Source organism: Isoptericola sp. BMS4, assembly GCF_011634835.1.
In the GTDB taxonomy this organism is placed as follows: domain Bacteria; phylum Actinomycetota; class Actinomycetes; order Actinomycetales; family Cellulomonadaceae; genus Isoptericola.
The window spans coordinates 1,619,651-1,634,900 of the sequence record NZ_SIRP01000001.1; the positions used below are offsets into that span (position 1 = coordinate 1,619,651).

Genomic DNA, 15,250 nt, shown 5'->3' on the forward strand with positions numbered 1-15,250 from the left:
ACCGAGTGCCCCCGAGGACCAAGAAGGCCGAGCCGTCGGTCGCGACCGCGACCACGATGAAGGAGCTCAAGGACACGCTCTGGAAGGCCGCTGACAAGCTGCGCGGCTCGATGGACGCGAGCCAGTACAAGGACGTGATCCTGGGGCTCGTCTTCCTCAAGTACGTCTCCGACGCGTTCGCGGAGCGGCGTGAGGCGATCCTGGCCGAGTGCGTGGCCGACGGGCTGGACGCCGCGGACGCCGAGCCGCTGCTGGAGGACATGGACGAGTACCGCGGTGCCGGCGTGTTCTGGGTGCCGGAGCGGGCGCGGTGGGGGTACCTCGCGCCGCATGCCAAGGGCCGGGTCGCCTCGCTGGATGAGCCGGACGCGTCGATCGGGCAGCTCGTCGACGATGCGATGGAGCAGGTCATGGGCGCGAACCCGCCGTTGAAGGGGACACTTCCGGTGATGTTCAACAAGGACAACGTGGACCAGCGTCGGCTCGGCGAGCTGGTGGACCTGTTCTCCTCCGCGCGGTTCACGGGGGTCGGGCTCGACGGCGCGAAGGTCTCCAAGGCGCGCGACGTGCTCGGCGAGGTGTACGAGTACTTCCTCGGCAAGTTCGCCGCCGCCGAGGGCAAGCGGGGCGGGGAGTTCTACACGCCGCCCGGCGTGGTGCGGGTGCTGGTCGAGATGCTGGAGCCGTACTCGGGGCGGGTGTACGACCCGTGCTGCGGGTCGGGCGGCATGTTCGTGCAGGCGGAGAAGTTCCTGGAGCGGCACGGCGCGAACCCGCAGGCCATCAGCGTGTACGGGCAGGAGCTGAACGAGCGCACGTGGCGCATGGCGAAGATGAACCTCGCCGTGCACGGGCTCACCGGGCAGCTGGGCCCGCGGTGGGGCGACACGTTCGCCCGCGACCTGCACCCGGAGCTGCAGGCTGACTACGTGCTGGCCAACCCGCCGTTCAACATCAAGGACTGGGCGCGGTCCACCGACGACCCCCGCTGGACGTACGGCGTGCCGCCGAAGGGCAACGCCAACTACGCGTGGATCCAGCACATCCTGTCCAAGCTGGCGCCCGGTGGGTCCGCGGGCGTGGTGATGGCCAACGGGTCCATGTCGTCGAACTCCGGGGGAGAGGGCGAGATCCGCGCCCAGCTCGTCGAGGCTGACCTCGTCTCCTGCATGGTGGCCCTGCCGACCCAGCTGTTCCGCTCCACCGGGATCCCCGTGTGCGTGTGGTTCTTTGCGCGCGCGAAGGGCGAGCGCGCCGGCGAGGTGCTGTTCATCGACGCCCGCAACCTCGGGCACATGATCGACCGCGCCGAGCGCGCGCTGTCCGACGACGACATCCAGAAGATCGCCGGGACGTACCACGCGTGGCTCGGGTCACCGTCGGCCGTCGAGGCCGGGCTGTCGTACGAGGATGAAGCGGGCTTCTGCTACTCCGCCTCGCTGGGGGAGATCAAGGACGCTGGCTATGCCCTGACACCGGGTCGGTACGTCGGCGTGCCCGAGGTCGAGGACGACGGCGAGCCCCTCGACGAGAAGATCGAGCGCCTGACTGGTGAGTTGTTCGCGCAGTTCGACGAGTCCGCGCGACTGGAGAAGGTCGTCCGCGAGCAGCTCGGGAGGATTCGTGGCTGAGTGGCGGAACGTAGCGCTTGGCGAATTGGGCGAGATCTTCGATGGGCCGCACGCCACTCCCACTCGTCGAGACGAGGGCCCATACTTCCTCAACATCTCCAGCCTGCAGAGCGGGCACCTCAACCTCGGTGAGTCCGACCACGTCTCGGACGAGGACTTCGTGCGGTGGACACGTCGGGTGACACCCGCCGAGGGTGACCTGTTGTTCTCCTATGAGACCCGCCTCGGGGACGCTGCACTGATGCCAGCGGGCGTTGACGCGTGCCTTGGTCGGCGGATGGCCCTACTTCGTCCGAACCGATCAATGGTGGACCCGCGGTTCCTGCTCTACCTCTATCTTGGACCGCAGTTTCAACAAACCATCAGCCAGAATGCGGTTCATGGTGCAACGGTCGACCGAATCCCGCTGAAGCTTATGGATTCTTGGCCGGTGTGTGTGCCGGAGTTGGGTGAGCAGCGGGCGATCGCCGACGTCCTGGGCGCCCTCGACGACAAGATCGCGGCCAACGCCAAACTCGCCACCACCGCCGACGAACTTGCGGGTGCGCTCGTACGTGCGGCTATCGATCCCGGCAGGGTTGTCGCACTCGCAGGCGTGGCCGAGATCACGATGGGCTCGTCTCCTGCAGGAGAGACGTTCAACGAGCAGGGCGACGGTGTGCCGTTCTACCAGGGTGTGCGTGATTTCGGTCCTCGCTTTCCCTCGCGGCGGGTGTGGACGACAGGGCCCACCCGCTGGGCCGAGGCGGGTGACCTCCTGGTGAGCGTGCGGGCACCTGTCGGGAAGGTAAACCTGGCTCCGGAGCGGCTGTGTGTGGGCCGAGGGCTCGCTGCGGTGCGTGCCCGCGACGACAGGCAGGCAACGCTGTATCACCTTCTTCTGCACGCCCCCGACGTCTGGCTGCCGTTCGAAGCAGAGGGGACGGTCTTCGGCTCCATTAACCGAGCCCAACTGCACGCACTCGAAATTCCGGCCGTCCGAAACGATGTCGCTGACGAGATCGAGGGCCGCCTTGCTGGGCTCGAGGGACGGATCAGGTCCTCGGTCATGGAGAACGCCGACCTGACTGCGACTCGTGATGCCATGCTGCCGGCGCTCATGTCGGGAAAACTCCGGGTCGAGGAGGCCGCGGAGGTGGCGGGACTGTGACCTGCAGCGCGGTGCCCGTGGTCCGGCAGGCGAATGTGACCTCGTCTGCGGGACTGCGGGGCCGCGCCGCCTTGCCGCGCCCAGCCCGGGCCTGTAGATTCGAGGCACCAGATCCCCCACGCCTCTCCATGATGCGCAAATCGGGGGATTTTCTCTGCCCGGAGCACGCCGGATGAGCGCGTCGACGCAGGCTCGCGCCCGGGGCCCGCGACGCTACGACAAGCCCGCGCTCGCCCACGACGACCTGGTCGACCGGATGGTCGGCCGCGGCCTGGTCGTCCTCGACCGCGACCGCACCAGGCGCTACCTGCGGCACATCGGTTACTACCGCTTCTCGCCGTACCTGATCCCGTTCCGTACGATGCCTGCCGGCGAGACGCTGCGCGACGGGACCACGTTCGACCAGGTGCTCGATCTGTACGTCTTCGACCGGAAGCTCCGCCTCCTCGTGACGGACGCGATCGAGCGCGTCGAGGTCGCCGTTCGGGCCGCCCTGACGGACACCATGTCGCTCCGGCACGGCGGCCCGTTCTGGTACGTCGACGGCCACCACTTCCGGGACCAGGCGCAGCACGCCAAGTTCCTGGGTCTCGTGAGGAAGATCTGCCGCGACCAGCTGCGCAACGACGAGGAAACCCCTCCCGGGGAGCTGGCGCACGCCTCGGCGCTGGAGCACTACCTGACGTCCTACGGGGAGCCTGAGCTCCCGCCGTCGTGGCTGATGGTCGAGAGCCTCACGCTCGGCCAGCTGGAGAGCGTGATCGCCAACCTTCGCCGGATCTCCGACGTGAAGCGCATCGCCCGTCCTCTCGGGCTTTCGGCGCCGATCCTGACGTCCTGGCTCCGCACCTACGTGCGGGTGCGCAACGTGTGCGCGCACCACGGGCGGTTGTGGAACGTCGGCCTCGGGGTATACCCGGCCATCCCGACCGGAACCACCGTGACCTGGCTCGACGCGCCCGACATCCTGGCGGACACTCCCGACCGCCGTCGGCGCCTGTATCCCGTCCTCGTCTCGCTGCAGTCCGTCCTGGCCGTGGTGTCGCCACGGTCGTCCTGGGCGCAACGCCTGAGCGACCTGCTCGACGGGCACCCGGAGGTCCCGTTCCGTGGCATGGGCATTCCTGCCACTTGGCGGGAGGACCCGTTCTGGGCGGAAATACTCGCCGAGAAGCGCCCGAGCGCCCCGTAGCCATCCACGACCGCCGATCGGAGTATCCATGCTGCTCACCGAGCAACGCGCCCGTAGTCTCGAGGGCATGAGTGCGCCGCGACGGTTCGACATCACGCGTGTCCGCCTGCAGCACTTCCGCAGCATCAAGAAGGCCGACGTACGGCTCGACGACCTGACGCTGCTCGTCGGCCCGAACGGTTCCGGCAAGTCGAACTTCGTCGACAGCCTGCGGTTCGTGAGCCAGGCGCTGAGCGAGAACCTCGACAACGCGCTGCGCGAGCGCGGCGGCGTGGCGGAGGTGCGCCGGCGCTCGGCGGGCCATCCCACCCACTTCACGATCGAGCTCGAGTTCGCCGTCGAGGACGTCGAGGGCTCGTACATGTTCAAGGTCGGCGCGGTGAAGGGCGGAGACTACCGGGTCACTCACGAGAAGTGCGTGGTGCGGTATCGCGGTGCCCTCGCCCACGAGGACGTGTTCTACGAGGTGCGCGACGGCGCCGTCGTCGACGCCTCCTTCGAGACCACGCTCCCGCCGGCCGCGGACGATCGCCTCTACCTCGTCCACGCCTCGGCCATTCCGGACTTCCGGCCCGTCTTTGCGGGCCTGAGCGACGTCAACGTGTACAACCTCAACCCCGGCGTCATCCGTGAGCCTCAACGACCCGACGCCGGCGACCTGCTGCGCCGCGACGGGTCCAACATTGCGTCCGTGCTCGAGCACCTCAAGCGGAGCGCGCCGGAGATCAAGTCCAAGGTCGAGGAGTACCTGCGGCTCGTCGTCCCGGACACGGTCTCCGCGGACCGCGCGAGCTACGGTGCCTACGAGAGCGTCGAGTTCCGCCAGCGTGTCGAGGGCCGCAAGGACGCGTGGACCTTCCCTGCGACGTCGATCAGCGACGGCACACTCCGCACGCTCGGCATCCTGGTCGCGCTGTTCGCTCCCGGGAACACCGGCTACAGCCCGATCGGCATCGAGGAGCCCGAGACAGCGCTGCACCCGGCAGCCGCCGGCGTGCTGCTCGAAGCGCTGCTTTCCGCCAGCCGAGAACGACAGGTCATCGCGACGAGCCACAGTCCCGAGCTCCTCGACTCGGTCGAGCTGCGACCCGAGAACCTCCTCGCGGTGCGGGCCTCGAACGGCGTGACCACGATCGCGCCCGTCGAGGAGGCGACCGCTGACGCTCTCCGGGAAGGCATCTACACGGCCGGCGAACTGCTGAAGGTCGACCAGCTCCAGCCTGCGGCGGACTACACGCAGCCGGAGCTGTTCGGGTGAACGGGCTGATCCGTATCGCTTCGGTCGTGGAGGGGCATGGCGAGGTGCAGGGCCTGCCGCGCATGATCCAGAGGATCGCTCAGGAGAAGTGCGCGACGTACGTCGACGCTCCCAAGCCCCATCGTGTCCCCAGGGCCACCATGGTTCACCGCCCCGAGGAGCTGCAGAAGGCAGTCCGGTTTCAGGCGGCACGGTTTGACGGGCCCGGCGGTGTCGTCGTCCTCGCCGACAGTGACGACGACGATGCCGACGATCTCTGCCGCGTGTTGCAGGAGTCTGTCGATGCTGCCGGCGCTTCCCGGCCGGTCGTGGCGACCGTGGCCGTGCGGGAGTACGAAGCGTGGTTCCTCGCGGGCATCGAGTCTCTGCGAAGCCATGGGGCGGTACGCGACAGCGCAGCCTACGACGGCGATCCGGAACGCCCCCGCAATCCGAAGCTGCGTCTTGAGGAACTGATGTACGAGTCGTACGGCTCCGTGCGGCACCAGGTCGCTTTCAACATGCTGCTCGACCTCGACCGCGCCGCCGAACGTTCGCCGTCGTTCGCCCGGTTCGTGGAGTCCCTCGGGTCCCTCGTCCGCGGTGAGGGGACGTAGTCGGGTGGAGTCGTGCCGATCGAAGTGTCGTCGGCTCTGAGATCCAATGCGGTTGGAGGAACCACGAGTATCCCTACCCGTCCGCTCCACGCGTGGGTCGCCGAATGGGCGTCCCGGCACGAAGTGCCGGCCGCGGTCGTTGAGGCCGAGTCCGTCGCGCACCTCGAGGCGCTCGGCGAGCTCGACGGGATACGGCCCGGCGAGATCCACACGTGGCACGTGACCGAGTCCGCGGCGCGTCGACTCCTGGACGGGCTGGAGGAGTCGCGGCGACGACGTTCCGCACAGTGATGTGGATCTGCTGCCTCGCTTCTAAGATCAGGCCATGACTGCGGATGACACCACCGACCTCGTCTGGGAGCGGCTACTCGTTGGCCGCCCGCGAGGTACTCACTTCTCCGCAGGAGGTTCTAGCCCACTGCTGCGTGACGACGAGACGAACCTGCTCGTGACTCAGGCGGTCATCCGCGAAGGTGACGAGTCATCGACTGATAGCGACTCCGGCGAGCCGGATGTGGTCAGGGGGCTTGCGGCCGTGGGAGTGATCGCTCTGGTTGCTGCGGCCGGCTACGGGGCAAGCAAGATCTGGCATCGGATTCAGTCCAAGCGAAAGGACGCCGCCACAAGCGACGAGGGTGTACGCAGCGATGCCTGCTCCACCACCAGTGTCGATGAGCACGAGGCGCTCATCGAGGAGGTAGAGGGCCTGATCGCGGAGATTACGGGGATGGAGTCCCGGACTGAGGCGAGCGACGGCTACGCTGACCTCGACGAGGACGAGGGCGATGCCAGCGCCCGCTCGCCGCGTCGGAGGGCATATCTCCGACGGTGACGACGGTGCTGGGACTCGGACCTGCGCGTGGGCCATCGCGGGCGCGCTGCGTCCGGGCCCATCGTCGGGCCAACGGTGGACACCTCGACCTGCTCCATCACCTCGGGAAAGACTTCGGCGGCGCGCTCATACCTCGTGACACTATCGGTGTGCTGTACCGGTATCAGTTCCCCGCTGGTTTCACGGGCGCTCGCCTTTTGCCTGGTCCGGACGGCGGTGGATTGGATCCGACACCAACGATCGGTTGTTAGTATCGGATGTTTTGCTATCCAGTGTTAACGTGGTGCCGTGGCATCGGATCGCACCTGGCCCGTCTTCGGCGCCGAGACGCTCGCTTGGGAGTCGTCGGACGCCGAGTACGGCCCGCGTGCCGGTCGCAGCCGCCGTCGGGGGGCGTACGAGGCGGCACTTCCCGCGCGCATCGCTCATGCGGAGCTGCGCCTCGACGGGGTGACGGCGGCGCTGGTCGCCGAGGCGAGTGCCGAGATCGCTCGACTCGACGGGGAGTCGCTCGGTTCGTTGATGTCGTTCGCCTCGCTCCTGCTCCGGACGGAAGCGGCGAGCTCCTCGCAGATCGAGAACCTGACGTCGTCCCCCAAGGCCATCGCGCTGGCGGAGCTCGGTCGCCGGGGGCGAGCCAACGCGGACGAGATCGTGGCCAACGTCGGGGCCATGACGCGGGCGCTCGAGGTCGCCGACAGGCTCGACGCCGCCGCGATCCTGGCCATGCATCGCGTGCTGATGCGTGACCACATGCCGCGCACCGCCGGGGCGTGGCGAGACTCGGCGGTGTGGATCGGAGGTTCGGCGTGGAGCCCCCACGGGGCCGACTACGTCGCGCCACGGAGCGAGCTGGTGCCGAAAGCCATGGACGACCTTGCCGAGTTCATCGTGCGGGACGACGTGCCGGCGCTCGCCCAGGCGGCCGTGGCACACGCGCAGTTCGAGAACATCCATCCGTTCCCGGACGGCAACGGTCGCACCGGTCGCGCCCTGATGCATGCTCAGCTCCGCCACGTGGGCCTGACCCGCCACGTCATCGTGCCGATCTCCGCCGGCCTGCTCGGGGACACCGGACGGTACTTCGCTGCTTTGACCGCGTACCGTTCCGGTGATCCCGTCCCGATCGTCGCCGAGGTGTGCGAGGCAGTCTTCCCGGCTCTGCAGAACGCTCGTCAGCTCATGACCGACGTCTCCGAGGCTCGTGAGCGGTGGATCGGGAGTGTCCGCGCGCGGCGTGGCGCCGCGGCCTGGCGACTCCTCGATGTCCTCCTGGAGAGGCCGGTGATCGACTCACGTCTCGCGGCAGAGCTCCTCGGTGTCACGACGGCGAACGCTCAAGCAGCGATCGACCGGCTGGTCGAGGACGGCGTGCTCGACCAGATCGGTCACGGCGCCCGCGACCGCGTCTGGCAGGCGGTCGAGGTCATCGAGGCGATGGAGCGATTCGCGGACCGTGCGCATCACCGGGTCGTCTGACGCTGCCCGAGGCCGTGACCTATCCGTCCGAGGCCGCCCACGCGAAGAACTCCTCCGCCGCCAGCACGGGCTTGCCGAGCTCGGCGGCCTTGCGCGCCTTGCCCGACATCGTGCCTGGTTCCGCGACGATGAGGACGTCGCAGCGCTTCTTGGTGACCGACGCGACAGGCTCCAGGCCGAGTCGCTGTGCAAGGTCATTCATCTCCGTGCGGGACCACACGGTACCGTCCGGGGCGTGCGCCTGGCCCGTGAAGCAGACGCGTGCGCCGGGCGTGAAGTGCTCGCGAGCTGAGCCTGCCCCGTCCGCGCCGGCGACGACGTCGTCTACGAACGCCGTTCCCAGCACCGTCTCGAGCCTGCGCAGCCGCTCGATGATCCCGGGAGGGAGCCCGGCCGAGCGCTCGGCGGCCGCGCCAAGGCGGTCGACGACGGCGCCCCGCAGGGCGACGGAGCCCTCCCCGGTGACCGTCTCCTGGGCTTCTGTCGCGACCGTGCCCAGGACGACGGCGCTGAGGGTGCGGCTGACGTCCAGGAGCGCCGACAGCTGCGGCGAGTCGGCCGGCCGGGGAACCTCCGTCGCCGGCTCACGGGTCAGCAGGTAGCTCGTCGACGGCGCGTCGTCGCACATGGCGAAGGCCGTCGCGCTCGTGTCGTGCATCGCCAGGCGTTCGTGGGCGCGCAGCGAAGCCCGCGCCCGGGCGGCCGCCGTGCCGGTCGACATCGCGTCCCGCTCGGCGGGCCTCAGGTCCGCCGACTCCAGCTCGACGCCCAGCGGCAGCGGCTCGACGCGCCCCAGCCGCTTGAGCTCGAAGTCGACGAGTCCCAGCGCCTCGTCCGTGCCCACGCCGACGGGTGTGCATCCGGCGACCAGCGGGGCGATCACCGACCATGCCTCGTCCAGCGTCGGGGCGAGCACCACGTCGTGCACGGAGATCCCGAAGTCCGTCCGGGCGCTGCCGAGGTCCCGCTGCGGGTTGACCAGTGTGCTCAGCGACGTGCCGTCGTCGAACGCCACCCCGATCTCGACCGGCCGCGGCCGGGACATCCGTCCCTCGTCGCCGACAGTCAGCACGCTGACGGCGCAGTAGCGCCACTCGCGCTGCTGTGCCGTCGCGGCGTGCAGGAACCGCGCGACACGGCGGTCGGTCTTGAGGTCCTTCGCGAGCAGCGGCCGGGTCAGGACCAGGCCCTCCAGGGACGTGCAACGGCTGAGCGCCACGTACACCTGTCCGTAGTCGAACGTCCCACCGGACAGGTCCACGACCAGCCGGTCGAGCGTCTGCCCCTGGCTCTTGTGAATGGTGGTCGCCCAGGCGAGCTTGAACGGCAGCTGGGTGTACGTGCCGACGACCTCATGGCGCAACGACCCGCCCTCGACGACCGGCCTCGTCGCCTCCCATGTGTGCGGCCCGACGTCGACCGTGGTGCCGTCCCGCAGCTCGACGCTGACGACGTCGGCGGAGCCCGGCGCGACGGCGGTGATACGGCCGAGACTCCCGTTGGCCCAGCGGTCCGCGGGGTCGTTGGTCAGCAGCATGACCTGCGCACCGACCTTGTACGTCACCCGGCGTTCGACCGGCGGGTCGAAGAGCGACAGGTCACCTGACTCGCGGGCGAGCGAGGCATGCTCCTCGCCCGGTAGCTGCTCCAGGCGCTGCCGGTTGCGGGAGGTGACGATCCGGTTGGTCGGTGCCACGGTCAGCCAGAACTCGTCCTCCGGCGGAACGAAGCCCGCGTCGGCGCGCTCGTTCAGCTCGGCGCGGGTGTGCTCGAGCAGCACACCCTCGCGGATCGCGTTGAGCGTGGACGTCAGGCGGTCGTCGCCCAGCTGCCGGAACACCGTCGTCAGCGAGACCGTCGGGAAGCGACCGGGGTCGAAAGCATCCGCGGAGAAGAAGTACGGCGAGTCGTACCGGGCGGCGAGAAACGCCGCCTCGCCGTCGGGCACGACGGGCGGGAGCTGGTAGAGGTCGCCCACGAGCACCACCTGGACCCCGCCGAACGGCGTCCCGGGAGCGGGGCCGAAGCGTTCGAGCGCGGCGGCGACCATGTCGAGCTGGTCGGCGCGGACCATGGAGGCCTCGTCGATGATCAGGGTCTCGAGAGTCGCCAGCGTCCGGGCGAACCGGCCGGGCTTGTAGCTCCCGTGCCGGACGTCATCGAGGCCGGTCGTCGTCGTGAAGCCGAAGAGGCGGTGGATCGTGTACCCGTCGACGTTGAGCGCCGCAATCCCGGTCGGGGCCGCGACGACGAGCCGACGATCGGTGGTCGCCATGAAGCGCCGGATCAGCGTGGACTTACCTGTGCCTGCCCGGCCGGTGAGGAAGAGACCGCCCCCGGCGTCCAGGATGCCCAGGGCGTGCTTGAACTCGTCGGTGAGCACCAGGTCGGGGATCACTGCGCTCCTCGTGGAATGCGGGGCCGGTCCTGGGAGAGTAGTGGCAGCGGAGTCTTCGAGAAGCGACGAGAGCGGGTGAGATTGCGGCCGAAACGAGCGGGAGCAGCAATGCGGGCGGGGTTCTGAAGAATTGATAGCCGGCTTATCAGAGCATCGTTGCGCACCGGACGTCCGAGTCCGCCACCATGGCCGCAGACCACGTCGACCGTCGTCAAGGAGACACGATGCACCACCCGAGCGAGGCCGACTGGGAGCACCTGGCTCTCGACCACCTGGGCGAGCTGGGGTGGCTGCCGGTCCACGGCAAGGAGATCGCGCCGGGCGCGACGAACGACAGGGGGCATCCGGCCTACGCGGCTCTCGGTGAGCAGGCGCAGCGCGAGAGCTGGTCGGAGCTGGCGATCCCGTCGCGGATGCGGTCGGCGCTGCGGCGGCTCAACCCGGACGTGCCGCGCGAGTTCGTCGACCAGGCGCTGGGGGAGATCCTGCGGCCGACGTCGCAGGACGCGATCACCGAGAACAAGCGGATCCACGACGTCCTGACCGGCGGCTACCGCATCACGTACACCGCCGAGGGCCGTGAGCACCACCCGACGCTCCGCCTCGTGTCGCGACACGAGTACGAGAACGACTGGCTCGTCGCGAACCAGGTCACCGTGGTCGACGGCGATGTCGAGCGCCGCTTCGACCTGGTGCTCTACCTCAACGGCATGCCTGTCGTGGTCGTGGAGCTGAAGAACGCCGGCAACGAGCGGGTCGGCGTCGCCGACGCCCATGCGCAGCTCGGCACGTACCTGCGCGAGCTGCCGATGGCGTTCCGATTCTGCGTCGTGACCGTGGTCAGTGACGGCCTCGTCGCCAAGTACGGCACGCCGTTCACGCCGCTGAACCACTACGCGCCATGGAATGTCGACGACGACGGCCGCGTCGTCGGGCCGGACGGCCACGTCGAGACCGACCTCCACCTGGTGCGCGACGACGGATTGCCCGGCGCCGCGGAGCCTCGGACGCCCCTGCAGGTCACCCTGGACGGACTGTTCAACCTGGAGCGTTTCGGCCAGCTGCTGCGCGGCTTCGTGGCGTTCGACGACGGCGCGGACGGCCTGGCCAAGCGCGTCGCCAAGCCACACCAGTACTTCGCGGTGACGAAGGCCGTGGCGGAGACCGTCCGTGCGGTCGAGGGCGACGGCCGGGCGGGCGTCGTCTGGCACACACAGGGTTCCGGCAAGTCGATGGAGATGGAGCTCTACGCGGCCGCCGTCGCCCGGCGCCCCGAGCTGCTCAACCCGACGATCGTCGTCATCACCGACCGCACCGACCTCGACGACCAGCTCTACGAGACGTTCCTGCGGTCCCAGCTGCTGCCCGAGCAGCCGCGCCAGGTCACCCGCCGCGCCGAGCTGCGTGACGAGCTCGCGAGCCGGACCACCGGCGGGATCTACTTCACCACACTGCAGAAGTTCGGCCTCACCAAGGCGGAGAAGGATGCCGGTCGCCGCCACCCCGTGCTGTCCGAGCGCAGCAACATCGTGCTCGTCGTGGACGAGGCGCACCGCAGCCACTACGGCGACCTCGACGGCTACGCCTGGCACCTGAAGAACGCCCTGCCGAACGCGACGCTCATCGCCTTCACCGGTACCCCGATCACGGGGGAGCGGGACACACAGGAGGTGTTCGGCGACGTCATCGACGTCTACGACCTCACCCGGGCTGTGGCCGACGGCGCCACCGTGCCCGTGTACTTCGAGTCGCGGCTGGTGAAGGTCGGGTTCCCTGAGGAAGTCGACGCCGCCGCCATCGACGCGGCGGCCGACGAGGCGACCGTCGGCCTCGACGACACGGAGCGCGACCGCATCGAGAAGTCCGTCGCCGTCGTCAACGCCGTCTACGGGGCGCCGGCCCGCCTGCGCACGCTCGCCGAGGACCTGCTCACGCACTGGGAGGCGCGCCGCGACGCCGTCGCGGAGAGCGTGCGCCCGACGTCGGACGCCCAGGAGGGCGCACCGGGCAAGGCGCTCGTCGTGTGCTCGACGCGGGAGATCTGCGCGCGGCTGTACGAGCAGATCGTGGACCTGCGTCCCGCCTGGCACTCCGACGACACCGCCAAGGGGCGGATCAAGGTCGTCTACTCCGGGGACGCGACCGACACCGACCCGATCGCCAGGCACGTACGACGCGACAGCCAGAACGCCGCGATCAAGAAGCGCCTCCGCGACCCGGGCGACGAGCTCGAGATCGTCATCGTCAAGGACATGCTGCTGACCGGCTACGACTCGCCGTCGCTGCACACGCTGTACCTCGACCGCCCGATGCGTGGTGCGCTCCTGATGCAGACGCTCGCCCGCGTGAACCGCACGTTCCGCGGCAAGGACTCCGGCGTGCTCGTCGCATACGCGCCGGTGGCGGAGAACCTCGCCGCCGCGCTCGCCGAGTACACCGTGCGCGACCAGGAGGAGAAGCCGGTCGGTCAGCCGCTGGACGAAGCGGCCGACGTGGTGCGCGAGCACGTGGCGCGGGTGGCCGCTGTCGTCGACCCGAGCGGGTGGCGCGACATCTACGCCGCCAAGAAGGCGCGCGGCGAGAGGCGGGCGGCCATCGACACCGTGATGCACACCGTCGGCTGGCTGCGCAACCCGCGCACACCCGGCAACCGGGACGCCGGCGAGAGCGAGCGGATCGACGACCGGTTCCGCCGCCTCGCCCCCGCGCTCCGTCGGTCGTGGGCGCTCGCGGGGAGGCAGGAGTCGCTCGCCGGGCTCGCCGACGACGTGCGCTTCTACGAGGAGGTGCGCACATGGATGGGCAAGCTCGACGCCGCCGAGCGACAGGCGTCGGGTGAGCCGATCCCCGAGGACGTGCAGCGCCTGCTCAACCAGCTGACGGCCACCGCGGTGGACGCCCACGACGTCGTCGACATCTACGCCGCGGCAGGATTGACGCGGCCACGGCTCGACGAGCTCGACGACGAGTTTCTTGCCCGGGCAAAGGCGTCGGAGAACCCCCAGGTCGCCATCGAGGCGCTGCGCGACCTCATCATGGCGGAGTCCCGGGCGGCGACGGCGGGGAACCTTGTGCGTCGGACGATGTTCTCCCAGCGGCTCGCCGAGCTGATGAACCGCTACACGAACTCGAACCTGACGTCGGCCGAGGTCATCACCGAGCTCGTGGAGATGGCCCGTGACGTCGCGGCAGAGCACACGCGCGGCGAGCACTTCCACCCGCCGCTCGCTCACGACGAGCTCGCATTCTTCGACGCGGTCTCCACGAACGACTCGGCCGTACTGATCCAGGGCGACGACAAGCTCGCCGAGATCGCCCGTGACCTCGTACGGATCATGCGCAACGACGCCCTCGTCGACTGGAGCGTCCGCGACGACGTCCGGGCCAAGATGCGGTCGTCGATCAAGCGGCTGCTGATCAAGCACAAGTACCCGCCGGACAAGCAGCCCGAGGCCATCCGGCTGGTCATGGAGCAGATGGAGCTGCTCGCCCCGCGGAGGGCGGCCTGACGGGGGATGGCGTCGTGGCGCGCCAGGCACCGGTCGGGCACGGTCGGAGCGACTCGGCGTGCCCGTGCGGTGCGACATCGCGTTGACTGGGAGGATGGTCACCGATCACGACACAGTCCGCGCCAGGACCGGCGCATGGTTGAGGTCGCCGTCGAACCAGGTCGACCTGCTGCAGACCGCCAAGGCGGCCGTCGCCGCGATGGCCGCCTGGGGGCTCGCGGAGATGGTGCTCGGCCTCGAGCAGGCCTTCCTCGCTCCCTGGGTGGCTCTCCTCACGGTGCATGCCACGGTGTACCGCACGTTCTGGCGGGGGACCCAGACGGTGCTCGCGGTGGGCACGGGCATCCTGGTCTCCCTGGTGGTCGTGCAGGCGTTCGGCACGACCGTCCTGTCGTTCGGGCTGGCGCTGGTGGTGGCGCTGGTGCTCGCTCGTGCGCCGGTGTACCGCGACGAGGGCGTCACCATCGCGACGACCACGCTGTTCGTCACCACCGTCGGGTACGACGCCTCGACGGACCAGACGATCGAGCTGTTGCCGGACCGGCTCCTCGCCACCGCGATCGGCGTGCTCGTCGCCCTCGTCGTCAACGTGTCGGTCTGGCCCCCGCTCAACGACCGGAGCGCGCAGCAGCAGATCGACGCGGTCGACCGTCGGCTCGGGGCGCTGCTCGGGGACATCGCCACCCAGCTGCGGTCACCGTCCGAGGCGCAGCAGGAGCAGGACTGGGTCGAGCGCACCCGCGAGATTTCGGCCGACGTCGACCACGCCTGGTCCCTCGTGCGCACGGCGCGCGAGAGCGGGTCGTGGAACCCTCGTCGCCGACGGCATCCCGGGAAAGAGCTCGAGAGCTACCCGCAGGTCCTCGTCCGACTCGAGGAGGGAGTGTCGTCCACGCGCAGCATCGCCCGCCTGGTACGGGAGTCCGACCGCGACGCCCAGACGTGGGACGAGGCGTTCCGCGACCGGTACACCGATCTCCTCGCGGAGGCGGGGCGCCGCGTGGCCCAGCCGGAACCGGAGCTCGCCGCCCTCCGGGACGACCTGCGGGACCTCGCGGACGACCTGTCGACGGAAGACCTCTCGGGCAAGCTGTGGCCCCTCTACGGCGCGCTCATCGCGAACCTGCAGATGATCGTCGACGTGGTGGACGACGTGGCCACGGCCCGGCCGGTCCGCACCTGACGGCACGGACCGGCGTGGGGCC

General features: G+C 69.5%; 10 protein-coding genes. 9 read left to right on the forward strand and 1 reads right to left on the reverse strand.

Annotated elements, in window-relative coordinates; translation table 11 throughout:
- The first annotated feature begins 5 nt into the window (after positions 1 to 5).
- From EYB28_RS07200 to EYB28_RS07230, 7 genes are all read left to right on the forward strand, one after another.
- Positions 6 to 1,631, forward strand: a complete 1,626-nt coding sequence (locus tag EYB28_RS07200; RefSeq protein ID WP_370459450.1) for a type I restriction-modification system subunit M — start codon at positions 6 to 8, stop codon at positions 1,629 to 1,631.
- Positions 1,624 to 2,781, forward strand: coding sequence for a restriction endonuclease subunit S (locus EYB28_RS07205; RefSeq protein WP_166846065.1), 1,158 nt, complete (start codon positions 1,624 to 1,626; stop codon positions 2,779 to 2,781). The genes EYB28_RS07200 and EYB28_RS07205 overlap by 8 nt, the downstream gene beginning before the upstream one ends.
- Before the next feature lie 172 nt (positions 2,782 to 2,953).
- Positions 2,954 to 3,973, forward strand: coding sequence for an Abi family protein (locus EYB28_RS07210; RefSeq protein ID WP_166846067.1), 1,020 nt, complete (start codon positions 2,954 to 2,956; stop codon positions 3,971 to 3,973).
- A 67-nt stretch (positions 3,974 to 4,040) separates the two neighbouring features.
- Positions 4,041 to 5,231, forward strand: coding sequence for an AAA family ATPase (locus EYB28_RS07215; protein WP_166846070.1), 1,191 nt, complete (start codon positions 4,041 to 4,043; stop codon positions 5,229 to 5,231).
- Entirely contained in the window at positions 5,228 to 5,827 is a 600-nt protein-coding gene (locus tag EYB28_RS07220; RefSeq protein ID WP_166846072.1) for a DUF4276 family protein, read from the forward strand. The genes EYB28_RS07215 and EYB28_RS07220 overlap by 4 nt, the downstream gene beginning before the upstream one ends.
- 325 nt (positions 5,828 to 6,152) lie before the next feature.
- Positions 6,153 to 6,659, forward strand: coding sequence for a hypothetical protein (locus EYB28_RS07225; RefSeq protein WP_166846074.1), 507 nt, complete (start codon positions 6,153 to 6,155; stop codon positions 6,657 to 6,659).
- 288 nt (positions 6,660 to 6,947) lie between these two features.
- Positions 6,948 to 8,138: a Fic family protein gene (locus tag EYB28_RS07230; protein WP_166846076.1), complete on the forward strand. Its 1,191-nt coding sequence runs from the start codon at positions 6,948 to 6,950 to the stop codon at positions 8,136 to 8,138.
- Between the two features lie 19 nt (positions 8,139 to 8,157).
- Here EYB28_RS07230 and EYB28_RS07235 read toward each other — a convergent pair whose 3' ends face one another.
- Positions 8,158 to 10,536: an AAA family ATPase gene (locus EYB28_RS07235; RefSeq protein WP_166846079.1), complete on the reverse strand. Its 2,379-nt coding sequence runs from the start codon at positions 10,534 to 10,536 to the stop codon at positions 8,158 to 8,160.
- Between the two features lie 224 nt (positions 10,537 to 10,760).
- On the opposite strand from EYB28_RS07235, the gene EYB28_RS07240 reads away from it, so the two are divergent.
- Both EYB28_RS07240 and EYB28_RS07245 read left to right on the forward strand, forming a co-directional pair.
- Entirely contained in the window at positions 10,761 to 14,045 is a 3,285-nt protein-coding gene (locus EYB28_RS07240) for a type I restriction endonuclease subunit R (protein WP_166846082.1), read from the forward strand.
- A gap of 94 nt (positions 14,046 to 14,139) precedes the next feature.
- Entirely contained in the window at positions 14,140 to 15,228 is a 1,089-nt protein-coding gene (locus tag EYB28_RS07245; RefSeq protein ID WP_166846085.1) for an aromatic acid exporter family protein, read from the forward strand.
- The last annotated feature ends 22 nt before the right edge of the window (positions 15,229 to 15,250 follow it).